The sequence below is a fragment of the Evansella tamaricis genome, from assembly GCF_019042215.1.
In the GTDB taxonomy this organism is placed as follows: Bacteria; Bacillota; Bacilli; order Bacillales; family Salisediminibacteriaceae; genus Evansella; species Evansella tamaricis.
Map to the genome: position 1 here is coordinate 42,036 of NZ_JAHQCS010000186.1, position 23,553 is coordinate 65,588.

Here is a 23,553-nt window from a genome sequence, read left to right on the forward strand (position 1 = left end):
CTATTTTTCTGGACGAGGTCCTGGTTCTAAACCGGATTTGGAAACTGTCATTATTGGTTCCACTGTAATATCTTCTTCCACTCTTACTTGGCACGATAACCGGCATGATTGATCGAGGCCTTTTCGAGCAAAGGCTTCTTTTTCTATTTCTGTTAGAGCTCCTAAATCTCCACTTAAAACGTTTATTCTACAGGTAGTGCATTTTGCTTTTCCACCACATCGGTGGAGTATATCTACTCCATGATCCTCAAGTGCAAGGACAAGTTTTGTCCCTTTAGCTACTTCAAATGTATCAAAACCAGGTACTGTAATGTTTACTCCCATTGATACTCTCCCTTCCTGAAAATACTTATAGTATTCCATCAATTCCCGATTTTTCACAAACTTAAACATCACTATATTTCCCAGGAGAGCGCAGAAAGCCTAATTATTCGAGGGATTTTCTTATTGAAGTGGAAGTTATGACAACAGAGATGTGAGGGAAATGACGAAAATTAATATTTTTTGTTGAAGGAAATAAAAAACTACTTGTTAATAATCTAATTTGGCCTTAAACTGAATTGGAATTATACATTGTGAAGGGAAGATGAGAAAGTGGCTAAACTATTTTTAGTATCTTTTTTTGTGGTAATTGGTATGACTTTTTATATGTTTCAATGATAGTTGCCTAGTTTTTGCTTAAATTTACCTTGAAATAGAAATTTAGACGGTAAAATTAGGTTACTACACTAGTACTTTTCAGTCGTTTTAACATAGTTTGTTATTGAATCAAAAAATAAAGGAGGAAATAACACTATGTTTAGCCCACGACCAGGAGTACCAGCAGGACCTGGAGCAGCACCGGCAGGACCTGCACCAACAGCAGCTCAGTACTATCCGCCACGGGTAGCACCAGCTCGTCAAGCAGTAAGACAGTTTAATGTTGATCATGTAGTACCTGTAGTACACCCTAGCCATACAACAAATGTAGTAAATAACAATTGGAGATATTACCACAGCTTCCCTCATTCAGAATCTACGGTGTGCCGTACTACTTGTCAGGACTTTATTTGCCCACCACGACGCGGATGCTAATTTTATAGCTAAAAGCGGACCAGATTATTCTGGTTCGCTTTCACCTTTATATCAGTACAGAGAGCTTAAATATGTTATAGTTATTTAAATTGCTTGGAAGGGGAGAAAGAAATGTACCCGGTTTTAGCCATTTCAGGTTATAAACCTCACGAACTTGGCATATATAATGAAAAACATGTCCAATTAGATCATTTAAAGTATGCGATCAAAAAAAAGCTACAAGAACTTGTGGAGGAATTTGGGATACAATGGATTCTCACAAGTGGCCAGCCAGGTGTTGAACTGTGGGCTGCGGAAGCGGCTATTGGACTAAAAGAAATGTACCCAATCAAAGTGGCAACTTTAGCACCATTTTATGAACAACAGGAGCGATGGAGTGATCCTGTGAAAGAATTATATACTTACATATGGGAACAAAGTGATTATAATGATTATATATCAAAACGGAAATACGAACATTCTTCCCAACTTCGCCAAAAGAACCAATTCATTATTGATAAATCGGATGCCTTTTTGGTCCTTTATGACGAACATTTAGAAGGTAGTCCAAGTTTCTATTTAAACTATGCAAAGAAGCGAGAAGCGGTCTCTGACTTTCCTATTTTCTACCTCACTCCAGATGACATTGAAGATGTGATCCGGGAATCTCAGGAAGAAAATAATTGGAATTGACAAGCTACACGCTTTTTGAAAAAATAAAATAAACAGATCGATTAATAGAGGTGAACTTAATTGAGCCAAAAACGAATAAGCCGTCTCACACAAAAGGATATTCTTGAGAAAGATTTTAAATCAGGGCTCCGCGGTTACAATCAAGAAGAAGTGGATCAGTTCCTTGACCAGATTATTAAAGACTATGATGCCTTTGAAAACAGAGTAAACTGGTTAGAAAAAGAAGTGGAACGCCTGAAAAAAGAAGCTGTCCAATTAACGGAGCACACGAAACGTCAACAGCAGCCTCAACAGTCTCCGCCGCCTGGGAATACGAACTATGACATTTTAAGGCGTCTGTCTAATTTAGAAAAGCATGTCTTTGGGAATAAGCTTCAAGGGTAAAAGGAGCGGACATATTGATAGAAGTCTATATTGATGGGGCCAGTGCTGGTGATCCGGGGCCTTCTGGTGCTGGAATATTTATTAAAAACCGTGGAGAATTAATTCGAGAGAGTATTCCTTTAGGAACAATGTCCAATCACGATGCTGAATTTCAAGCTCTGATACATGCGTTAAAACTATGCCGTGATTATGGATTTCGTCTACTCTCGATCCGAACAGATTCACAAATACTAGAAGATGCCCTTGACAAAAAATATGTTAAAAAAGATCGGTATCGTGTCTTACTTAATGAATCACTGGACTTAATTGAAAAAGAATTTGACTATGTTTTTGTGAAGTGGATTCCAAGCAAACAAAACAAAGAGGCAGATCAATTGGCAAGAAGAGCTGTTCAGTCATCAAAGGGAAAAAAAGGAACTTGAAGGCTCTAGATAGTTATGTTATTATAGATCTTGTCGCTTAAACGACAACCATTTATGTTTGAGTAATCGCTGCTTCATTTGAAGTAGAGGAAAGTCCATGCTCGCACAGTCTGCGATGACTGTAGTGTTCGTGCCTAGCGAAGTCATAAGCTAGGGTAGTCTGGTCTCGACTGGACTAACGGCAGGGAAAACACCTACGTGAATTTCGGTTCATATGGTGTGAATACCTTGAAAGTGCCACAGTGACGAAGTCTGTCTGGAAACGGACAGAGTGGAACGGGGTAAACCCCACGAGCGAGAAACCCAAAATTAGGTAGGGGCATCCCCAGGAAGGAATTGAACGGAATGGGGAACAGACAATTTGTCTGTAGACAGATGATTGCTGCCTGAGTACGAGGGCCGACACCCGTTTGTAGTACGATGGTACAGAACATGGCTTACAAAACATGAATGGCGTCAACACTTTTAACGATGATATAACCCTACGATTCCAATTAAGGTATCGTGGGGCTTTTTCATGTCCAAAATAGTAAAAACATTGAACCTTTACACACTTTGCGCCATACTAGTAAAGAATTGTACATTCTCAGGTGAAAGGATGAAGATCTGTGGAATCCGTAACGTTAATTGCAACTGCGGCAATGGGGTTAGAATCGGTTGTAGCAGAAGAAGTAAGGGCTTTAGGGTATCAGGATGTGACTGTGGAGAATGGGAAGGTGATTTTTGAGGCAGACCCTTCAGGAATTGCGAGGGCAAATCTCTGGTTAAGGACAGCGGATCGGGTGAAACTCCTTGTTGGTCAATTTACGGCACTAAGCTTTGAGGAACTATTTGAAAAAACAAAGGCATTGCCCTGGTCCGATTACATATCGGAAGATGCTGAATTTCCTGTTATCGGGCGATCTGTGAAATCAAAACTCTTTTCCATATCAGATTCACAGGCAATTGTAAAAAAAGCAGTTGTAGAAAGTTTAAAACAAAAATATAATATCAGCTGGTTTGAAGAGAAAGGGTCTTTGCATCGAATAGAAGTTGCCCTTTTGAAGGATGTGGCAACGTTAACGATTGATACAAGTGGTACTGGGTTACATAAACGGGGATATCGTTATTTACATAATGAAGCGCCATTAAAAGAAACACTAGCTGCTGCCATGATTAAATTAACGAATTGGCATCCGGATCGTCCGTTTGTAGATCCGTTTTGCGGATCTGGTACACTGCCAATTGAAGCAGCAATGATAGGTCAAAATATAGCGCCTGGAATTAACCGCGAGTTTGCCTTTGAAAACTGGGACTGGTATAAAAAGGAGTGGTACGATCTTGCTCTTCAAGAAGCGGAAGATATGGCAAAGTATGATCAGCCCCTTCAAATTTTTGGGTCTGATATTGACCATAACATGATTGAACTTGCAGTGAACAACGCCATGGAAGCAGGATTTCCGGATCAAATTAAATTCAAGCAGATGCAGGTAAAGGACTTTACAACAAAAGACGAATACGGAGTAGTTGTTGGCAATCCCCCATATGGTGAACGGATGAGTGAAAAGGCGTATGTGGAAAACTTATACCGGGAACTGGGACGAACATTTCGTCCGCTGGAAACTTGGTCCGCCTATTTTATTACTTCGCATGAATACTTTGAAAAATTGTACGGAGCAAAAGCCACAAAGAAACGGAAGTTGTATAACGGTAATATCCGAACGGACTTTTATCAGTACTGGGGTAAACGTCCCCAAAAAAAATAAAAACTACTTAATTACTTACCACTGTTTATATAAAACGGTGGTAAGTTTTTTATTTCGCAGAAGTATGTTAATTTTTCTTTGTTCTTTTTCCTCCCCTGCACCACTTCGTAATCAAAACTAGAAGCGTGTTTTATTCCAGATTCAATCGATTCATTGAATCAGCTATCCAATCAAAACGGAATGCATGGATTTACTATATATGCAAATAGTAATCTTATGAAAAATTGGAGCTTTGAAAAGGAGTTCATTATGAAAAAAATAGAAGTGAAGAACTTAACTAAAGTATTTGGTTCTCATCCTAAGAAAGGAATATCACTTTTACAAGAAGGAAAATCAAAGGATGAGATCCTAAGGGAAACTGGGATGACAGTTGGAGTAAACAGGGCGTCCTTTGATGTGGAAGAAGGAGAATTTTTCGTAATTATGGGGCTCTCTGGTAGCGGGAAATCAACATTAATTCGTCTTATAAATCGGTTGATCGAACCTACAGATGGAGCTATTTATTTAGATGGGGATGATATCTCCAAAATGGACAAAACAGCATTATTAAATGTTCGCAGGAAAAAACTTGGAATGGTATTTCAACGTTTTGCTTTACTTCCACATCGAACCATATTGAATAATGTGGAATTCGGACTGGAAATACAAGGACTTGATCCTGAGGAAAGGGGTAAAAAAGCAAAAGAAGCGATCAATGCCGTAGGGCTTGCTGGATATGAAGATAGCTACCCCGATCAACTTAGTGGCGGTATGCAGCAGAGGGTAGGATTAGCAAGGGCACTTGCATCTGATACCGATATATTGTTAATGGATGAAGCATTCAGTGCATTGGATCCACTAATTCGAAAAGATATGCAAGATGAGCTTCTTACACTTCAGGAAGAGTGGAAAAAAACGATTATTTTCATTACGCATGATTTGGATGAAGCTCTTAAATTAGGGGATCGTATCGCCATTATGAAGGATGGAGTAATTGTTCAGATTGGGACATCTGAAGAAATTATGCGCAATCCGGCAAATGAATACGTTTCGAATTTCGTGGAAGATGTGGATCGGTCCAAAGTATTGGTTGCTGAAAATGTTATGATCAAGCCGGATGTTGTCACTACATTCAAGGACGGCCCAAGAGTTGCAGTACGCCGAATGCAGGAGAAAGGGATCTCCAGTATCTTTGTGGTCGACAAAGGGGGAAAATTAAAAGGATTATTGACAATAGATGATGCAGTGGATGCGATCAGAACAAATAAATGGGTAGAAGATGTATTAATTCAGGACTTCCATCAGACGGATCCAGACACCCCTTTAACGGATCTAATCGGTGTGGCGGCAGAAACTAAATATCCTATCGCGGTGATAAAAAATGAACGGTTAGCTGGTATTATTGTCCGTGTTTCTATTTTATCAGGTCTTGTTTTAGGTAAAGGTGAGAACGGTGTGGAAGAATCTGAAGATAATATCAAACAAATGGTGGGTGATTCTATTACAGAGGATGTAAAACAAGGAGGTGAGCAATCATGAATTATTTCTATTTCCCTTTAGAAGAATGGACCAATATGTTTGTGGATGATTGGTTAATTCCAACGCTTGGGGGATTTTTTGATGGTATAAGAGCGATGATAGGTTGGGTATTGGATATAGTTGCTTCTATTCTATTGTGGGGTCCTCCTGAATTATGGGCAATTATTATTATTGCCATCGCTTGGAAAACCGCTGGGAGAGGTGTTGCTATCTTTACATTAATAGGGTTTCTTTATTTGGGATCTGTAGACCTCTGGGTTGAAGGGATGCAAACTCTGTCAATAGTAATTGTAGCAACGATATTTTCCATAATTATTGGTATACCAATTGGTATTTGGAGTGCTAAATCAAAAACGGCAGACAGGATTATCCGACCTATCCTTGATTTCATGCAGACATTACCAAGCTTTGTCTATTTAATACCAGCAATTTTGTTATTTGGTTTAGGAGGTGTACCTGCTGTCATATCCACCTTTGTCTTTGCTACACCACCTTGTGTTAGGCTAACAAATCTTGGAATTCGCCAAGTACCGGAGGATGTCGTGGAAGCTGCCCGTGCCTTTGGGGCCACGTCTTGGCAAATGCTGACAAAGGTACAGTTTCCGTTGGCCATTCCTACGATGATGGCTGGAATAAACCAAACCATCATGCTCGCCCTGTCGATGGCAGTGATCGCCTCCATGATTGGAGCCCCAGGTTTAGGGAACATTGTACTGGCAGGGATTTCCAGAGTAAATGTTGGACTAGGCCTGATTGGCGGATTAGGAATTGTTGTATTAGCGATCATATTAGACAGAATCACACAAGGGTTAAATCCGAAAAAAACATAAGTGAAAGGATAGAGTAAAAAAAATGAAACTAAAACTGAAATGTTTACTGATCGTCTCGTTAATTGTTGGCTTATCTGGATGTGGACAGGCTGATGATGGAGGAGGCACTACAGATACAGGAGATGGTGGTGGAGATATTAATCGTGATCAAACCATTACCTTTGGTGTAACTAATTGGACTTCAACGATCCCTCCTACTCATATTGCAAAGGAGATATTGGAGGATTTAGGGTATACGGTGGAGTTACAAAGTGCTGACCCTGGTGCTATTTATACTGGTTTACACCGTGGTGATCTTGATGTATTCATGGATGCATGGTTACCGGATATGCACGCAAATTATATGGAGCGATTTGGGGAAAATATAGATGATGTAGCTGTAAGTTATGCTGAAGGGGAATTAGGTTGGGTTATCCCTGAATATGTGGAAGGAATTAATTCCATCAGTGACTTAAGGGGAAACGAAGGTATGTTTGATAATAAAGTTTTTGGGATTGAAGAAGGGGCAGGTATGACGGATTCTGGAAGAGCCCTAATTGAATCGTATGATTTAGATTTAACGTATGTGGCTTCCAGTGAAGCGGGAATGTTAAGTGAAGCAAGAAGGCATATTTCCAGCGGAGATCCAGTATTGTTTTTAGGTTGGAGACCACATCCCATGTTTGCTGATTGGGAGTTGCGTGTTCTAGAAGAAGATGAAGAGGAATTTCATCCCACATCTGAAGTTCACATTTTAACGACAAATGGACTTGATGAACGTGCTCCAGAAGTTTATGAATTCTTTTCTAATTGGAGTTTTGATGTTAGTGATGTGGAAAATATGATTGTTCAGTTAGACGAGGGAATTTCCGAAGAAGAAGTTGCCAGACAATGGATCGAAGAAAATCAGGAAAAGGTAAATGAAATGACAAATGGAGCATGGGAAGGTTAAGAAGGTAGGAAAAAAATTAAAGGAGATGAATAGCAAATGTCAGAACCATTTGACGATAAACATCAGCTTGAAATGGCAGTGAAAGCCGCTCAAAAGACTGTTGGGAGTGCTACAATGAGTATGGATCCAGATCAATTAGAAAGTGCTGAGGATGCTATTCAATCGGCAAAAGCTCAACTTAGGATGGGAATGGAACACCATCTAGATGAGGAATTAATTACCTATTGCTCTGGATTAATCGAAAAGTTGGAGCATCAAATTCACGAGGCAAAACAATAGGAATTTTTAGTAATACGTTCGATAAACTATACTAAGATAAACTGTTTTAAGGGCTGCGTACTTTTGTGACGCAGCTTTTGTTGTAGTTAATTGAAAGAGCGCAACGACGAGGATACTCGCGAACCCTCCGCTGCTAAGAAGACACCATGTATACGAACGAAGTGAAGTAAGATGGATGTGGCACTTGTGCTTGAGGTGAAAGGGAGCGTCCTGAAGCAAAAATCAGCAGCATTATATACCATAGCAAATTTTAAAGTAACTAATGATAAGGTTAAAATATTTATAGTTGGTAAAAGTCTGAACCTTTTTTTCCCTTGTTAATTAAAAAACGTTCAACGTATAATAGAATTACTGGGGGGAAGAAATATTATGGTTAAAATGAAGGATCGATTAGGGAGACCTTTAAGGGATTTGCGGATTTCAGTAACAGATCGATGTAATTTTCGGTGTCGTTATTGTATGCCTCCAGAAATATTTGACAAGGACTTTCAATTTTTGCCAAAGGGAGAAGTTTTGACATTTGAAGAAATTGCTTATTTAACTAAGTTATTTGTAAAAAGTGCCGGAATCAGAAAAGTAAGACTAACTGGTGGAGAACCACTTATGAGGTCCGATCTTGTTCGCTTAGTCTCTATGATTAATGATATTGACGGGGTTGAGGACATTGCCATGACAACCAATGGTTCCCTCCTTCCCGGGCATATTAAATCATTAAAAAAAGCTGGATTAAATCGCGTTACTATCAGCCTCGACTGCTTGAATGATGAAAAATTTCGGTATATTAATGGCAGGAATATAAGTGTGCAAACCGTTTTAGATGGTATAGAATCGGCAGTTAAAGCGGATCTTAATGTGAAAATAAATATGGTAGTAAAGCGGGGAATGAATGAAGAGGATATCCTCCCTATGGCAAAATATTTTAAAGACACGGGTGTCATCCTCCGATTTATTGAATATATGGATGTGGGAAATACAAATGGTTGGAAGTTGGATCATGTAGTAAGTAAAAAAGAAATATTTACTATTATTAATAAGGAACTACCGCTGGAACCTGTAGCACCAAATTATATTGGAGAAGTTGCCGATAGATTCCGATACAAGGAAAATGGTAATGAAATCGGAATTATTTCTTCTGTTACAGATGCCTTTTGCTCCACTTGTTCCCGTGCGAGACTATCAGCAGACGGCAACTTGGTTACTTGCCTTTTTGCAACAAAAGGGCATAATCTGAGAGACCTTCTTAGATCCGGTGCAAGTGATGATGAAATGATTCACCGTATTGAAGAGATTTGGACAAATAGAAATGACCGTTATTCTGAGGAAAGGTTGTTCAATACGGATAAGAAACAAATAAAAAAAATGGAAATGTCCCATCTAGGGGGATGAACACTGATAGGTTAGGGGCATTAGGATATTTATGTCCCTTTTGAATGGGGATTTGGATTGGTAACATCTTCAATACTAGGATTTTCAAAGATCATTTGTCCAAGGTCTTCATCAAAATCGATGGTCATTCCGTCGAAATACCACGCATCTTCTTCCGTAATATAAAAGGTAATACCTGATTGGTGAAAAGTATAATGGGGAGTGTCTGGTTTCTCCTTAGTAACTCCTACGGAAAATCCACCGGAACCGATCCCACCAACCCTAACAAAAAACATCAGTGTATCTTGCTCCTGCAACTGCATTTCCTTTTGATACAAAACAAGTGCCTTATTACTAATTGTAAAATTCATCATTTTCATCCTTTCTACTCACTTATAGTATCGGAAAGAAAATCCTAATGCAATAAGTGTTTAAGGATGATCTACGAATGATTTGGAGGTATAATAAAAAAGCCAAATCAAATCACTGTAAATTATTACATAAATCAAAGGGGGAATGCGTTTTGTCAATCGAAAAAAAAGCTACAGCATTTCGCGAGTATTTGAAGAAAATATCGAATTATCAGGAAGCTATTGGATTAATGGCATGGGATCTAAGAACAGGGGCACCTAAAAAAGGTGTGGAACAACGATCAGAAGTTTTAGGAACATTATCTTCTGAAGTGTTTAGTATGAAGACCTCGGAAGAAATGAAGGGATTTCTGGATGAGTTAACGGAAGAAAAGACATTCGGTCAGTTGGATGAAGTGACAAAGGGGTGTCTTCTTGAATGTCAGAAGGAATATAAAAAGCTAACAAAGGTTCCAGCTGAAGAATATTCTAAATTTGTTGTCTTAACCGCAAAGGCGGAATCCGCTTGGGCAGAGGCAAAGGAAAAGAATGATTTTCCTTCCTTTCAACCTTATCTCGAAAAAATTGTAGATTTCAACCGGAAGTATGTGGACTGGATTGGCTACGAAGGAAATAAATATAATACCCTGCTTGATGAATACGAACCAGGTTTGACGGTGGATATTCTTGACGGTGTATTCGGACAATTACGGGAAGAAATAGTTCCGTTAGTGAAAGAAGTAACAGAAGCCTCAAATCAACCTGCTACGGACTTTTTGTTTAAGCACTTTCCGTCGAAAGATCAAGAGGCACTGAGCAAAGAAATCTTATCAAGTATGCAGTATGATTTTGATGCTGGCCGTTTGGATACGACAGTACATCCTTTTGCCATTGGACTAAATCCAGGGGATGTAAGGGTAACTACGAAATATGATGAGAAGGACTTTCGAACTGCTGTATTTGGTACAATTCATGAGGGGGGACATGCCCTTTATGAGCAGAATATAGACAAAAAATACATTGGAACACCTCTTTGCACAGGTACTTCCATGGGAATTCATGAATCGCAATCTCTCTTCTGGGAGAATTTTGTTGGAAGAAATAAAGCTTTCTGGGAAAAGAACTATAGCCTTTTAAAAAGATATTCACCAGGTCAATTTGATGATGTAGATCTAGAAACGTTTTTCCGTGGAATTAATGTGGCAGGACCTTCGTTTATTCGGATTGAAGCCGATGAAATGACATACTCCCTTCACATTATTTTGAGATATGAATTGGAGAAGGCTTTGATTAACGGGGAATTGGAAGTGAAAGACCTCCCAGATGCGTGGAACGATAAGATGGAAGAATTCCTTGGAATTCGTCCTGCAACGGATGCAGAAGGTGTATTACAGGATGTTCACTGGTCCGGGGGTTCTTTTGGGTACTTTCCTTCTTATGCATTAGGTTATGTTTATGCTGCCCAACTAAAGAAGGCGATGGATAAGGACATTCCAAATTTCGATAACCTGTTGCAAGCTGGAGAACTGGCGCCTATTAAAGAATGGCTCACTGCTAACGTACATCAGTATGGAAAAAGGAAATTGCCGTTGGACATTCTGAAAGATGTTACAGGAGAAGGCGTGAATGCCACGTATTTAATTGATTATTTGAAAACAAAATACCGTACCGTTTATCAACTTGTTTAGTAGAGAAGGGCCTCTGTGAACTTACTACTGAGGTTTTTCTTAAAACATCATATTTAGATATTTTTTTCACGTACCGTATTAACAATCTAAAATAAATACAAAATAAAGATTGTTAAATATAATAAAACGAATAGAGATAAACTTGCTCAAGGTATCTTAAGATCTCTTATGCAGACGTTTAAAAGATTGGGAAACGTGAATAGGATAAAGTAAGGAAATATTAATGGGGAGTAAGTTGAATGGGGAAGTGTGAAAAAAAACTAATATCGGAGGGGGAAACATGTTTAAGAGGATATTATTAGCCGCAGAAGGTTCAAATCATTCTAAAAGGGCGATGGAAAAGGCACTGTTTTTAGCTAAAAATACCGAAGAATCATCCATTACTTTAATTCATGTTGTAGATGATATTCCAGGACGAAAAGAAATCGTGGATAAAGATGTAAAAATGAAAGAAGTACCGGAAGATATGAAACAAAGAACAAAGGAAATAGAAGATGTTATTCGGAAAGAAGATGTGATTCTCTATACGAAACATATGTATGGGGATCCTGGACCTTCTATCATCAGAGAAGCAAATTCAGGAGAATATGATATTGTTGTCATTGGAAGTCGAGGCCTTAACCCTTTACAAGAGATGGTTTTAGGCAGTGTGAGTCATAAAGTTGCCAAAAGGGTAAATTGTCCAGTATTAATAATTAAATAGTTTTAATTCGAAAGCGCATACATTGCAGTAAGGCAAGGAATCGTATTCAAGAAGGGGGATTAAATATGGAAAATCCAACTCGTGAAGAAATAGGAAAAATTCTAAAAAGCTCGAAAAAAATTGCGATTGTGGGGCTCTCTGATAATCCAATGCGTACGTCCTACCAAATAGGAGAAGCTCTTCAGGCTGCTGGATATGACATTATTCCAGTTAATCCTACAGTTTCAGAAGTTTTAGGCGTAAAAGCAGTCCCTACTCTCAAGGATTTACCAGGTCCTGTAGACATTATTAATGTCTTTAGACGTAGTGAACATTTACCTGATGTTGCAAGAGATGCTGAAAAAGTGGATGCTAAAGTGTTTTGGGCACAACAAGGATTAATAAATGAGGAAGCTTATGAGATCGCTAGTGGGGCAGGCATGACAGTTATCATGGACAGATGTATTAAAGTAGAACATGCACTAACAAAATAAATCTCAATGGAAAACAACCGGCTTGGTAGCCGGTTGTTTTTGGTAAGATAATAGGTAGTATAATTTTTTTTATATTTTTCATACTTTTTCCTTATTTCTTTCCTTATTTGAATGAATTCTAGAGATTGATTTCATGGAAAATCTTTCGGTTAAAATGATTAATTTTGTAATTAGAATTGACAAACGTTGTATGAATTCTTTATCGTAATTAGTACTGATGTATGGAAAAAGACATACAAATGATCTTTTTTCAGTAATAAATATCGAAAGACTCCGATTGTTATGTTATGTTATATAGTAGTTTTAAGGTATGTTCGGTTTGAGAAGGGAGAAGAATTCATTGTCCATGAAGGAAAACTTTGACTATAATGATGACGCCATTCAAGTACTTGAAGGCTTAGAGGCGGTTCGCAAACGCCCAGGAATGTATATTGGTAGTACAGATCATAGAGGTCTCCATCACCTTGTTTATGAAATTGTTGATAATTCCGTAGATGAAGCCCTTGCAGGGTACGGAAATGAAATAATTGTAACGATACATAAAGATGAAAGTATAAGCGTGAAGGATAACGGCCGTGGTTATCCAACTGGAATGCATCGTACAGGGAAACCGACTCCGGAAGTTATTTTAACTGTACTGCATGCAGGAGGGAAATTTGGTCAAGGTGGTTATAAAACAAGTGGAGGACTTCACGGAGTTGGTGCGTCTGTTGTAAATGCGCTCTCCGAGTGGTTAGAGGTGACCATCCACCGAGAGGGTTATATCTACCGTCAGCGTTTCGAACGTGGTGGTACACCGGTTACAACGCTCGAAAAAATTGGCACGACTAAAAAAACAGGTACAACTGTTCATTTTAAACCGGATCCCACGATATTTAGTACGACATCCTATCATTTTGATACATTGGCAGAACGTCTAAGGGAAGCGGCATTTCTTTTAAAAGGTTTAAAAATAGAACTAAAGGATCTTCGGTCAGATAAAGAAAATGACAATGAGGTTTTTCAATTTGAAACGGGTCTAGAGGCTTTTGTGGAATACTTAAACGAAGAAAAAGAACACCTCCATTCCGTTGTCTCTTTCGAAGGAGCCCAAGACGGTATTGAAGTAGACTTTGCTTTCCAATACAATGATGCATATACCGAGAATATGCTATCTTTCGTAAATAATGTTCGAACAAAAGACGGAGGAACCCATGAGCTTGGAGCTAAAACTGCCGTTACCCGAATAATGAATGAGCATGCGAGGAAACTCCAACTGTTAAGGGACCGCGATAAAAATCTGGATGGGAACGATATTAGGGAAGGCTTTACAGCCATCGTATCCGTTCGTGTACCAGAGGATCGACTTCAGTTTGAAGGGCAAACAAAAGGGAAATTAGGGACACCACAGGCACGATCTGCTGTGGATAGTATTGTATCAGAGAAATTGAGTTTCTTTTTAGAAGAGAATCCAGATCTCAGTAACTTGCTGATCCGTAAAGCTATAAAAGCATCTCAGGCAAGGGAAGCGGCCAGAAAAGCAAGAGAAGATGCGCGGAGCGGGAAAAAGAATAAACGAAAAGACGCTATGTTAAGCGGCAAGCTGACACCAGCCCAATCGAAGAATCCGAAACGAAATGAGTTGTATCTTGTGGAGGGGGACTCCGCCGGAGGCTCTGCAAAACAAGGGCGTGACCGTAAGTTCCAGGCTGTGCTCCCATTAAGGGGTAAAGTCATTAATACGGAGAAGGCAAAGCTTGCGGACATTATGAAAAACGAAGAAATACGTACCATTATCTATGCTATTGGCGGAGATGTTGGTTCCGACTTTCATTTAGAGGATATTAATTATGATAAAATTATTATCATGACAGACGCGGATACAGATGGTGCTCATATTCAAGTATTACTTCTTACGTTTTTCTATCGATACATGAGACCTCTTGTGGAAGCGGGACGTGTCTATATTGCCCTTCCACCGCTCTATAAAGTGAGCAAAGGTTCTGGAAAGAAGGAGAAAATAGAGTATGCCTGGGATGAAGTAGGTTTAAAGGATGCAATTAAAAAGATTGGTAAAGGGTACATTATCCAAAGATATAAAGGTCTTGGTGAAATGGACGCCACTCAACTTTGGGAAACAACGATGGATCCCGAGACGAGAACACTCGTGAGGGTTCGTATTGACGATATAGCAAGGGCAGAACGTCGGGTCGCAACACTAATGGGTGATAAGGTGGAACCCCGTCGAAAGTGGATTGAACGAAATGTTCAATTTGGTTTAAATGAAGAGACGAATATACTAGATAATGAAAATATGCTAGTCACAGAGGAGGAGTAATCCTTGCAGGAAAAAGAAAGTTATTTAGACCTGCCTTTAGAAGATGTCATTGGGGACAGGTTTGGACGATACAGCAAATATATTATTCAAGACCGTGCTTTACCAGATGCAAGGGATGGGTTAAAACCTGTACAACGGAGAATTTTATATGCTATGCATATGGATCGGAACACATTTGATAAACCATTTCGTAAATCAGCGAAGACAGTTGGTAATGTTATCGGTAATTATCATCCCCATGGTGATTCATCCGTTTACGATGCGATGATTCGTTTAAGCCAAGATTGGAAAATGCGCAATCTCCTTGTTCAAATGCATGGTAACAACGGATCAATTGATGGTGACCCTCCCGCTGCAATGCGATATACTGAGGCCCGTTTATCAGCAATCTCCAGTGAGTTATTAAGTGATATAGAAAAAGACACGGTTGACTTCATGTTAAACTTTGATGATTCATTAGAAGAGCCTGTAGTACTCCCTGCAAGATATCCTAACTTACTAGTAAATGGCTCTACCGGTATTTCCAGTGGGTATGCTACTGATATCCCTCCACATCAATTAGGCGAGGTTATTGATGCTACAATTTATCAGATGGAAAACCCAGAATGTACAATTGATGATTTAATGAAGTACATAAAAGGTCCTGATTTTCCTACAGGTGGTACCATCCAAGGAGTAGAAGGTATTAGAAAGGCATATGAGACAGGAAAAGGGAAGATCGTACTACGGGGAAAAGCAGAAATTGAGGAACTTCGTGGTGGAAAACAACAAGTAACCATTACGGAAATTCCTTATGAGGTTAATAAAGCAAATCTTGTGAAGAAAATGGACGAGCTAAGAATTGATAAAAAAGTAGACGGAATTGCTGAGGTAAGGGACGACACAGACCGAACAGGCCTCCGAATTGTCATTGAGTTAAAGAAAGACGCCGATGGACAGGGTATTCTACATTACTTATATAAAAACACAGATTTGCAAGTTTCTTATAACTTTAATATGGTTGCAATTTCCAACAAAACACCGAAGCTGATGGGTTTAAAACAGATGCTTTATTCATACATAGAGCATCAAAAAGATGTTGTTACCCGTCGTACAAAATTTGATTTATCTAAGGCAAAAGAACGGGAACATATTGTTGAGGGTCTTATTAAAGCAATTTCAATTTTAGATGAAGTAATAGAAACGATCCGTGCATCGAAAGACAAACGAGATGCAAAGAATCATTTACAAGAAAAATTTGGATTTACTGAACCACAAGCGGAAGCCATCGTTATGTTACAACTTTACCGTTTAACGAATACAGACATTACAACTCTTCAAGAAGAAGCGGATGAGTTAAAAAAGCAAATTGAACGTCTTGAAAGTATACTTGCCAGTGAATCAAAACTTATCGGTGAGATCAAAAAAGAGATGCGGGCAATTAAAAAGAAATTTGATAATCCAAGAAGGACAATTATTGAACATGAAATTGAAGATTTAAAAATAAATCTTGAAGTTGTCATTCCATCCGAAGATGTGATGGTAACTGTGACGAAGGACGGATATGTGAAACGATCCAGTATCCGCTCCTACACTGCTTCCAATGGGGAACCACCTGGGATGAAGGAAACGGACCGGTTGATGACAACTATGGAATTGAATACAACAGACACCCTATTACTTTTTACAAAAAAAGGGTCGTATTTGTTTATCCCTGTTCATCAATTGCCAGAAATTCGTTGGAAAGACAGTGGACAGCATGTGGCAAATATCATATCAATGGACAATGAAGATAGCATAATTACGGCTATCCCGGTGAAAGAGTTTACAGATAATCAATTTCTGCTGTTTTCTACAAAAAATGGAATGGTGAAGCGTTCCATCCTATCTGAATATAAAGCTCAAAGAAACTCAAAAGCCCTTATGGCAGTGAAATTAAAAAAAGATGATGAAGTCAAATTCGTCACTTTAACAGAAGGGAATACAGATATATTTATAGCAACAAGGAATGGATATGGTTTATGGTATTCAGAGGAAGAAATAAGTATAACAGGACAGAGGACGGCAGGCGTTAAGTCCATTAATTTGAAATCGGATGATTACGTTGTCAGTTCCTTTACCTTTGTTCCTGGGCAAAAGGAACCGAGTTTATTTTTAGTGACACAACGGGCTGCGTTCAAACGAATGAAGTTAAGTGTCTTTGAGAAGACTAGCCGTGCAAAACGGGGGTTAGTGATGCTTAAAGAACTGAAGCGGCAACCTCATCGTGTGGCATCTTTAGTTCCAGTATATAAGAATGATGTCGTATGGGTACTTTCTGAAAATGGAGTGTTGGAGTCAATTGAGGTGAATACTGTTCGATTTAATGACAGGTATACCAATGGTTCATTTATTTTTGACATTGCAGAAGCTGGAGATGTGAAGGAAGTATGGGTTGAACCAAGGGAAGACGGACCTTTGGAAGGAGAAACTGGGGAATCAGAAGAACCTGAAGAACCAGATCACAGTAGTAACACGGTTAATCCTGCAGATGATGATCAACAAACCTTATTTTAAGAACGATCAAATAGTGACCAAGGCACATCGTGTTTTGGTCTTTTCTTTCGTAAAGTTCACAAAAAGTTCGGGGACCATGTCCCCGAACTTTTTGTGTTAAATAAAAAAAATTAATGTTGACAACTTCCCCTTACCGGAATATTATATTAAGTGTACTATATATATTAATACACCTAGAACATAAATTACATTATTACTAAAAGGAAGTGACAAAATGATAAAAGTTAAACAATTGGATTATTCCTATCACATCGGAAAAAAGGGGAATCAAACATCAATTCCAGTTATAAAAAAAGTCAGTTTTGAGGTAAAAAAAGGTGAGATTGTTGCCATAGTGGGAAGGAGTGGCTCTGGAAAGTCCACATTATTAAATCTACTGTCAGGCTACATATCCCCAGATTCTGGTACAATTGAAATTTTTGAACAGAACACAGATGGTTATACCGAGAAAGAATGGGCTAAATTCCGCTTAGATCATTTTGGTTTTATATTTCAGAGCTATGAACTTATTCCAAGCTTGACAGCCTTTGAAAACATTGAATTGCCACTAATTTTAAAAGGAATGAAACGAGGGGAAAGGCAGCAGAGCGTAGAGGCCATGTTAAAGCGGATTGGCTTAGATCAACACGGATTCCATTATCCCAATGAACTTTCCGGTGGCCAACAGCAACGGGTCAGCATTGGCAGGGCATTAATAACAAATCCTACAATTATCTTAGCCGATGAACCAACTGGTAGTCTAGATTCTGAAACAGAACAAGGGATCCTTGACTTACTTCAGGAATTAAATGAAAAAGAAGGAATTACATTTTTAATGATTACCCATGACATGGAAGTTGCTAAAGTAGCAGATCGTACATTAGCATTACATGATGGTGAAATGGAAGAACGGGGTGTTTATTATGAAACTAAATGACCAATTTCAAATGGTAAAAAAGAACATGAAAAAGAATAAATTAAGAGTTTTTATGACTGTCCTTGCAACAACAATGGGCTGTGCTTTTCTAATTGTATTAGCATCAATAGGATTCGGACTTCAAGGGAGTATAATGGAACAAATGACAGAATACCAGTCAATTACTGAAATCAGAGTACATGGAAAGGACATTGATGGGGAATTCCATCCTTTAACAAAGGAGGATGTGGAGAGTATAAATACGATTGAAGATGTAACAGGTGTGGTCACCCAGGATTATGTACCAGGAGTTGTCGTTACTAATTTAAATGAATTTGAGGGTTACTCACAAATGTTATTAAGGAATTTGGATAGTGCAGAAACTACTAATTTTTCATTGTCTGAGGGTAGATATCCTGAAAAGACCAATGAAATTATTGTTGGTTATGATTTTAAAGAAACGTTATATGAACCAATAGGGGACAATGAATTGGAAGAAGGGGAAACTGGCAATAACTTTAGTGGAGATCTATTAAATGAGACAATATTGGTCCAGATTAAAGACTATGAATCAGAGTCCATTCTCTATGAAAAGGAATTTGTCATTGTAGGTATTGGTAAGGAATCTGCGAGGGATTGGCTGAATGATGGAAGTATCTATGCAAATATAGATCTTAAAGAGGAAATATTTACTGTGATGGATGAACCGAAGGAACGGTTAGAAATCTATGATAATGTATCAGTTCATGTAATGGATATCCAGCAAAATGAACGTGTAACGAAAGAGTTAAAAGAGATGAACTTTGCAGTCTATTCCATAACAGAGGAAATTGACCGGTTAAATATATTCTTTGCAGCATTTAAGGCAGGATTAATTTTTGTGGGTGCAGTTGCAGTTATTATTGCATCTATCGGAATATTTAACACAATGACAATGGCAGTAACAGAAAGAACACATGAAATAGGTGTTATGAAAGCACTGGGAGCAAACCCGTTAAATATTCGGCAAATGTTCTTAATGGAAAGTGCATTTATTGGTGTAATTGGTTCATTCTTTGGTGTACTTATTTCATATATTGTTAGTTTCGCCGCAAACATAATAATACCTCTGATCTTAGAATCGGTCACGGAATCAACAGAAATAGATATTGTCTTTTCAGCAATTCCAATAGAGCTTGTGTTGATTGCAGTAGCTATAAGTGTGGGGGTAGCGATGTTATCGGGATTTAGACCAGCGGCAAAAGCTACTAGTATTAACGTGCTGACTGCATTACGTAGAGAAGCATAATAAAAGTACAACATAAAAAATTTATTTTTTTAATCACCCATAATAATATTATGTTAACTATATTTTGGATTAGGAGGGTTTGTTCCATGAAGCAGGGAGTGACAAGGGGGATTTTCACGCTAGGAATTGGTTTTTGGATACTAATACTCGGTCTACTAGTATTTCAATATTAAAATAATTTACTATAGCCCATTAAACCCATCACATTGCTGATGGGTTTTTTGAAATTTAAAGTCTTTATCAATATACTGAATATCTTTTAGTAATTATTGAATAATAAATACATGGAAGGGAGGAGTAGACATGTTAGGAAACTTGTTTAAAAAGAGAGAAATTAATCCAATTAAACATTTATCTTTTGAAAGTTATTTGAAGACGTTTGTTGATATTGACTCAGAACCTCCGAAGGAAAGTATAACGGTTAAACAAAAATTAAATCAAATTTTCTCGAATAGTTTTGACTTTTCGGAACGAAGTTTCCACCTTCCAAATAATCGTCCTGTTTATATATGTTATTTTTCAGCATTAATTAGCCAGCCTCAATTAGAAGAAAGTGTGATCAAACCCTTATTACATCATTTTGATCACGTGACGACATCTGAAAACTTAGGAAGTATTATCACTGTTACGAAGTATGAAAGGGTAACAGATTGGAATATGGCCGTACAAAGCGTTTTAGATGGGAATATTCTGGTTCACATTGATCAATTAGATCCAGTCATTGTTTTTTTGGCAGAAAAACTGGACAGATCACCAAATGACCCAACCACTGAGTATCAAGTGTATGGGGCAAAATTCAGTTTTATTGAGGACAGCAGGAAAAACGTTGGGGTAATGCGGCAGTTTATTAAAGATCCCCGATTAAAAAGTAAAGGATATGATGTTGGAGTAGTAAGTAATACTCAAGTGGCAGTACTATATTTGGAACAGTATTGTGAGCCGAAAGTAATTCAACATCTTGATCAATTAATTAAATCTTATAAGAAAGAGCATCTGTTAACGATAGGGCAGTTAACTAAATATATTTCTAAACACCCTAATTCGATTTTTCCACAAGCAACAATGTCGGAACGACCAGATCTAGTGGCATATTCTCTGATCCAAGGAAAAGTAGTTATCTTCCTTGATAATTCTACTTTTTGTGCTATTACACCAGTCACATTGATGGATCTTCTGGAAACAAGTGAAGATCATTTTTTTCTTGTGCGGTGGAACTTATTATTTATTCGTATACTAAGGATTTCCAGTTTATTTATTGGTACGATTTTACCAGCATTGTATGTGGCACTTGTTGCTTTTCAGCCGGAACTGATCCCGACAACTCTTACAATCAGTGTGGCCCAATCAAGGGTTCAAATTCCCCTTCCAGCAACGGCAGAGGCTATACTGATGATGTTTGCTTTAGACGTACTCGTAGAAGCAAGTATCCGATTACCTAGTTTTGTGGGACAAACAATTGGTATCGTTGGTGGGTTAGTTATTGGAACCGCTGCTGTGGAAGCGGGGATTGTTAGTCATACGATGGTAATTGTCATTGCTTTTACAGCGATAGCACTCTTTACAACACCATCTTGGGAATTTGTTTCCTCGTGGAGAATTATTCGCTATTTATTAGTAGGTGTCTCCACTTTGTTAGGGTTATATGGATTAACTTTAGCAGTGGGCTTTTTAATTGTGCATCTCTGTAAGCTTGATTCATTTGATAAGCCATATATGTATCCATTAGCACCATTTGACAAATATGAGTTGAAACGCTTTTTTCTTCCGTTACGATAGTGAAAAACATGGGAACCTGTGAGGATGAGAGAAAATGGAAATTCAAAGTAAATACAAAAGAATTGGAAGTGTTGAACTTTTCACTTTTACCTATTGTTCAGCAGTAACGCTTGGGTTTATGTTCTTACCTTATATTTCATCGGAAGAAATTCGGAGCGCATGGTTAAAAGTGATTGTAGCAGTACTGCCGTATTTACTACTTATATTTATGTGGAAAAAAGTGGTTGATAAACATCAGAACAGGGACTTCTTTCATCTGTTTAAAGAGATGAGCCCGAAATGGATATTTTATTCAGTTATTTTCTATTTATTTGCAAGCTCTATATACAGTCTGCTTTTTGGGACAAAAAGCTTAATTATTATTGTCCAGACTTACTTAATGCAGGATACAGAGCAGTGGATTATAGGAAGTTCTTTTTTACTTGTATTATTTTTATCTGCTTTATATGGAATTCATGCCATATCACGAATGATTGTAGTTATTTTTTTTCATGAAATTCTTTTAGTCATCGCATTAATTTCCTTCTTATTCTCAGATGAATTCCGTTGGATTAATGTGCCGCCATATTTCGGTGTGGATGCGATTACCTTTTTAAAAAGTTCCCTTTCTGAAGTTACCCGTTATGGGGGAATCATCGCGTTATTTGCCTTTGTTCCACTAGTAAAAAATGATGTGAAAGTGTTTAAACCAATAACATTTAGTATCCTATCCATTATGGTTACCTATGTATTAATTTGCGTAGCAACTCTTGGAGTTTTTGGTTATGATCAAGCTTTAACGTTATTATCACCAGTTACTGCACTCATGCAGACATCCACATCACCAACTGGCTTATTTGAACGACTTGATTTATTTTTTTTAACGGTCTGGATTATATCATTTTTTAAGATCGGCTTAATATTTATTTGGTTCACAGCTTTTCTTTTAAGGTTAATTTTTCCAGTAACACCAGAAAAACAGGGTTTTCATATAGCGATTGTCACATCTATTGTTCTACTATTAACGTTACTGACCCCCAGTATTACTAATTTTGATTGGCGGTATTACAATATGAATATGTTAGTTTATGCATTATTAATTCCAATGACGATACTTGCCTATTTATTAATTCGAAAGAAACAAGGGGTCGGGAAATGATGCAAAAGCGGAATGTTCAATTTATAATACTGGGGTTTTTTGTTTTGTTCCTTACCGGATGTGCTACCGATGCTAGGGAAATTGATCAACGTACCATGATTTTAGGTATGGGGATTGATATTACGGAAGAAGAGGAATTTATTGTGACGTTACAAGTCCCTGTAATCACCCCTTCAGACGGTGGGGCTATTTCCGCTAATGAATTCGAGACGATCACTGGAAAAGGACCGTCTTTATGGGATGCCATATCGAATATTGAGGCTTATACACCTACAGTGCTCTTTTTTGGTCATTTAAAAGCTGTAGTGATTGGGGATACTTTAGCAAGACAAGGACTAGAAGATGTATTGGATTTATTAGATCGGAGGGCACCTTTAGCAAATCAAGTATATTTAGCAATTATTAGAAGTCAAAATGAAGTGGACGAGTTCCTTAATCAAGAGTCACGATTAATTAGCCTGCCAGCTTTATATTTGGAACGATTTTTTAATGCAGACCAAAAGCTTTCCCGTTCCAAAGAGGTTCGCTTATTTGAATTTCGTAGGGATACGAATATGGTTGGGAATGCTGGTACTTTACCGTTTGCCTATTCCGATGTAAATATTGTAATAGAGGATATGGCATTGTTTCATAAGGGGAAGTTGGTTGGTGAGTTTACAGGTTCCCAAGCAGGGAAAAGTGAATTGTTAAAAGAACGGAAATTGGATAATATGAATTATACTTTGGAGATTGAGCTAGAGGGAGTGGAGGTAACGGTTTCCTCAAGGGTAGGAACCACAGTTGATATTGACTTTGAGAAGACCAACCCTGTTAAACTTACATTAGATGTTAGTGGAAAAGCAGAAATAGTGTATTTATCGGAACATGATTTTCAAACATCCAACGAGCATTTAAGGAAAATTGAAGAAAAAATTGAAGGGAAGATAAAAAGCGATGTGGAAGATGTAGTGAAGAAAGCAAAGGATTTGAATGTGGAACCGTGGTTAATTGGACATCATATTTGGGCCACAGACTATGATTATTTCAAAACCTTGAATTGGGATGAGACAGGATGGAAAGAATCCGATATAACAACAACTGTGGAGGTTGAAATTGAACAAACGGGACAGAGGGGAGTACTAGAGAAAAAGAAACTTGGAAGGTAAATAGAAAAGCGAAAGCGCCTAGGCT

Annotated in this window: 22 protein-coding genes and 1 other RNA gene; 21 read left to right on the plus strand and 2 right to left on the minus strand. The window is 38.1% G+C overall.

Annotation, left to right across the window (positions count from 1 at the left end; genetic code table 11):
• Positions 1-324 carry a 2Fe-2S iron-sulfur cluster-binding protein gene (locus KS419_RS24175; protein ID WP_217069699.1) on the minus strand — a complete coding sequence of 108 codons (324 nt, stop codon included), beginning with the start codon at positions 322-324 and terminating at the stop codon, positions 1-3.
• 471 nt (positions 325-795) lie between these two features.
• Between KS419_RS24175 and KS419_RS24180 the strand changes: the two genes are divergently transcribed.
• From KS419_RS24180 to moaA, 11 genes are all read left to right on the plus strand, one after another.
• Positions 796-1,074 (plus strand): CotD family spore coat protein, encoded by a 279-nt coding sequence (locus tag KS419_RS24180; RefSeq protein ID WP_217069669.1) that lies wholly within the window; start codon positions 796-798, stop codon positions 1,072-1,074.
• Between the two features lie 111 nt (positions 1,075-1,185).
• Positions 1,186-1,746, plus strand: a complete 561-nt coding sequence (locus KS419_RS24185) for an SLOG family protein (RefSeq protein ID WP_217069670.1) — start codon at positions 1,186-1,188, stop codon at positions 1,744-1,746.
• A 60-nt stretch (positions 1,747-1,806) separates the two neighbouring features.
• The gene (gene gpsB / locus KS419_RS24190) at positions 1,807-2,130 is read left to right on the plus strand and encodes a cell division regulator GpsB (RefSeq protein WP_217069671.1); all 324 of its coding nucleotides are present in this window, start codon (positions 1,807-1,809) and stop codon (positions 2,128-2,130) included.
• Positions 2,131-2,144: 14 nt separating this feature from the next.
• On the plus strand, positions 2,145-2,552 hold the full coding sequence (locus tag KS419_RS24195) for a reverse transcriptase-like protein (protein WP_217069672.1): 408 nt from the start codon (positions 2,145-2,147) through the stop codon (positions 2,550-2,552).
• A gap of 54 nt (positions 2,553-2,606) precedes the next feature.
• Positions 2,607-2,997, plus strand: an RNA gene (rnpB, locus tag KS419_RS24200) — RNase P RNA component class B.
• Between the two features lie 163 nt (positions 2,998-3,160).
• A complete protein-coding gene (locus KS419_RS24205) occupies positions 3,161-4,297 on the plus strand; it encodes a THUMP domain-containing class I SAM-dependent RNA methyltransferase (protein ID WP_217069673.1) in 1,137 nt (378 codons plus the stop codon).
• 249 nt (positions 4,298-4,546) lie between these two features.
• On the plus strand, positions 4,547-5,815 hold the full coding sequence (locus KS419_RS24210; RefSeq protein WP_217069674.1) for a quaternary amine ABC transporter ATP-binding protein: 1,269 nt from the start codon (positions 4,547-4,549) through the stop codon (positions 5,813-5,815).
• Positions 5,812-6,645 carry an ABC transporter permease gene (locus KS419_RS24215; RefSeq protein ID WP_217069675.1) on the plus strand — a complete coding sequence of 278 codons (834 nt, stop codon included), beginning with the start codon at positions 5,812-5,814 and terminating at the stop codon, positions 6,643-6,645. Before KS419_RS24210 ends, KS419_RS24215 begins: the two co-directional genes overlap by 4 nt.
• Positions 6,646-6,667: 22 nt before the next feature.
• The gene (locus KS419_RS24220) at positions 6,668-7,576 is read left to right on the plus strand and encodes a glycine betaine ABC transporter substrate-binding protein (protein ID WP_217069676.1); all 909 of its coding nucleotides are present in this window, start codon (positions 6,668-6,670) and stop codon (positions 7,574-7,576) included.
• Between the two features lie 36 nt (positions 7,577-7,612).
• Positions 7,613-7,855, plus strand: a complete 243-nt coding sequence (locus KS419_RS24225; protein ID WP_217069677.1) for a DUF2564 family protein — start codon at positions 7,613-7,615, stop codon at positions 7,853-7,855.
• Positions 7,856-8,224: 369 nt separating this feature from the next.
• On the plus strand, positions 8,225-9,241 hold the full coding sequence (gene moaA / locus KS419_RS24230; RefSeq protein ID WP_281419880.1) for a GTP 3',8-cyclase MoaA: 1,017 nt from the start codon (positions 8,225-8,227) through the stop codon (positions 9,239-9,241).
• Positions 9,242-9,270: 29 nt separating this feature from the next.
• Here the strand turns inward: moaA and KS419_RS24235 are convergent, their stop codons facing one another.
• Complete coding sequence (locus KS419_RS24235; RefSeq protein WP_217069678.1) at positions 9,271-9,591, minus strand: HesB/YadR/YfhF family protein; 321 nt, start codon at positions 9,589-9,591, stop codon at positions 9,271-9,273.
• A 152-nt stretch (positions 9,592-9,743) separates the two neighbouring features.
• Here KS419_RS24235 and KS419_RS24240 point away from each other — a divergent pair, with 152 nt between their 5' ends.
• The 10 genes from KS419_RS24240 to KS419_RS24285 all read left to right on the plus strand — a co-directional run bounded on the left by KS419_RS24240 (position 9,744) and on the right by KS419_RS24285 (position 23,528).
• A complete protein-coding gene (locus KS419_RS24240; protein ID WP_246594765.1) occupies positions 9,744-11,258 on the plus strand; it encodes a carboxypeptidase M32 in 1,515 nt (504 codons plus the stop codon).
• A 280-nt stretch (positions 11,259-11,538) separates the two neighbouring features.
• Positions 11,539-11,961, plus strand: coding sequence for a universal stress protein (locus KS419_RS24245; protein WP_217069680.1), 423 nt, complete (start codon positions 11,539-11,541; stop codon positions 11,959-11,961).
• 65 nt (positions 11,962-12,026) lie between these two features.
• Entirely contained in the window at positions 12,027-12,434 is a 408-nt protein-coding gene (locus tag KS419_RS24250) for a CoA-binding protein (RefSeq protein WP_217069681.1), read from the plus strand.
• A 346-nt stretch (positions 12,435-12,780) separates the two neighbouring features.
• The gene (gene parE / locus KS419_RS24255) at positions 12,781-14,751 is read left to right on the plus strand and encodes a DNA topoisomerase IV subunit B (protein WP_281419881.1); all 1,971 of its coding nucleotides are present in this window, start codon (positions 12,781-12,783) and stop codon (positions 14,749-14,751) included.
• A 3-nt stretch (positions 14,752-14,754) separates the two neighbouring features.
• Entirely contained in the window at positions 14,755-17,286 is a 2,532-nt protein-coding gene (gene parC / locus KS419_RS24260) for a DNA topoisomerase IV subunit A (RefSeq protein ID WP_217069683.1), read from the plus strand.
• A gap of 214 nt (positions 17,287-17,500) precedes the next feature.
• A complete protein-coding gene (locus KS419_RS24265) occupies positions 17,501-18,202 on the plus strand; it encodes an ABC transporter ATP-binding protein (protein WP_217069684.1) in 702 nt (233 codons plus the stop codon).
• On the plus strand, positions 18,189-19,469 hold the full coding sequence (locus KS419_RS24270) for an ABC transporter permease (RefSeq protein WP_217069685.1): 1,281 nt from the start codon (positions 18,189-18,191) through the stop codon (positions 19,467-19,469). Before KS419_RS24265 ends, KS419_RS24270 begins: the two co-directional genes overlap by 14 nt.
• 303 nt (positions 19,470-19,772) lie before the next feature.
• On the plus strand, positions 19,773-21,245 hold the full coding sequence (locus tag KS419_RS24275; protein ID WP_217069686.1) for a spore germination protein: 1,473 nt from the start codon (positions 19,773-19,775) through the stop codon (positions 21,243-21,245).
• 34 nt (positions 21,246-21,279) lie between these two features.
• A complete protein-coding gene (locus KS419_RS24280; RefSeq protein WP_217069687.1) occupies positions 21,280-22,383 on the plus strand; it encodes a GerAB/ArcD/ProY family transporter in 1,104 nt (367 codons plus the stop codon).
• A complete protein-coding gene (locus KS419_RS24285; RefSeq protein WP_217069688.1) occupies positions 22,383-23,528 on the plus strand; it encodes a Ger(x)C family spore germination protein in 1,146 nt (381 codons plus the stop codon). Before KS419_RS24280 ends, KS419_RS24285 begins: the two co-directional genes overlap by 1 nt.
• Positions 23,529-23,553 lie beyond the last annotated feature (25 nt).

What these genes read in the sequence shown, in the direction of transcription:
- KS419_RS24175 (WP_217069699.1), bottom strand. Translation starts at nt 324, where the DNA reads ATGGGAGTAAACATTACAGTACCTGGTTTTGATACATTTGAAGTAGCT.
- KS419_RS24180 (WP_217069669.1), top strand. Translation starts at nt 796, where the DNA reads ATGTTTAGCCCACGACCAGGAGTACCAGCAGGACCTGGAGCAGCACCG.
- KS419_RS24185 (WP_217069670.1), top strand. Translation starts at nt 1,186, where the DNA reads ATGTACCCGGTTTTAGCCATTTCAGGTTATAAACCTCACGAACTTGGC.
- KS419_RS24210 (WP_217069674.1), top strand. Translation starts at nt 4,547, where the DNA reads ATGAAAAAAATAGAAGTGAAGAACTTAACTAAAGTATTTGGTTCTCAT.
- KS419_RS24215 (WP_217069675.1), top strand. Translation starts at nt 5,812, where the DNA reads ATGAATTATTTCTATTTCCCTTTAGAAGAATGGACCAATATGTTTGTG.
- KS419_RS24220 (WP_217069676.1), top strand. Translation starts at nt 6,668, where the DNA reads ATGAAACTAAAACTGAAATGTTTACTGATCGTCTCGTTAATTGTTGGC.
- KS419_RS24225 (WP_217069677.1), top strand. Translation starts at nt 7,613, where the DNA reads ATGTCAGAACCATTTGACGATAAACATCAGCTTGAAATGGCAGTGAAA.
- moaA (WP_281419880.1), top strand. Translation starts at nt 8,225, where the DNA reads ATGGTTAAAATGAAGGATCGATTAGGGAGACCTTTAAGGGATTTGCGG.
- KS419_RS24235 (WP_217069678.1), bottom strand. Translation starts at nt 9,591, where the DNA reads ATGAATTTTACAATTAGTAATAAGGCACTTGTTTTGTATCAAAAGGAA.
- KS419_RS24245 (WP_217069680.1), top strand. Translation starts at nt 11,539, where the DNA reads ATGTTTAAGAGGATATTATTAGCCGCAGAAGGTTCAAATCATTCTAAA.
- KS419_RS24250 (WP_217069681.1), top strand. Translation starts at nt 12,027, where the DNA reads ATGGAAAATCCAACTCGTGAAGAAATAGGAAAAATTCTAAAAAGCTCG.
- parE (WP_281419881.1), top strand. Translation starts at nt 12,781, where the DNA reads ATGAAGGAAAACTTTGACTATAATGATGACGCCATTCAAGTACTTGAA.
- KS419_RS24265 (WP_217069684.1), top strand. Translation starts at nt 17,501, where the DNA reads ATGATAAAAGTTAAACAATTGGATTATTCCTATCACATCGGAAAAAAG.
- KS419_RS24270 (WP_217069685.1), top strand. Translation starts at nt 18,189, where the DNA reads ATGAAACTAAATGACCAATTTCAAATGGTAAAAAAGAACATGAAAAAG.
- KS419_RS24275 (WP_217069686.1), top strand. Translation starts at nt 19,773, where the DNA reads ATGTTAGGAAACTTGTTTAAAAAGAGAGAAATTAATCCAATTAAACAT.
- KS419_RS24280 (WP_217069687.1), top strand. Translation starts at nt 21,280, where the DNA reads ATGGAAATTCAAAGTAAATACAAAAGAATTGGAAGTGTTGAACTTTTC.
- KS419_RS24285 (WP_217069688.1), top strand. Translation starts at nt 22,383, where the DNA reads ATGCAAAAGCGGAATGTTCAATTTATAATACTGGGGTTTTTTGTTTTG.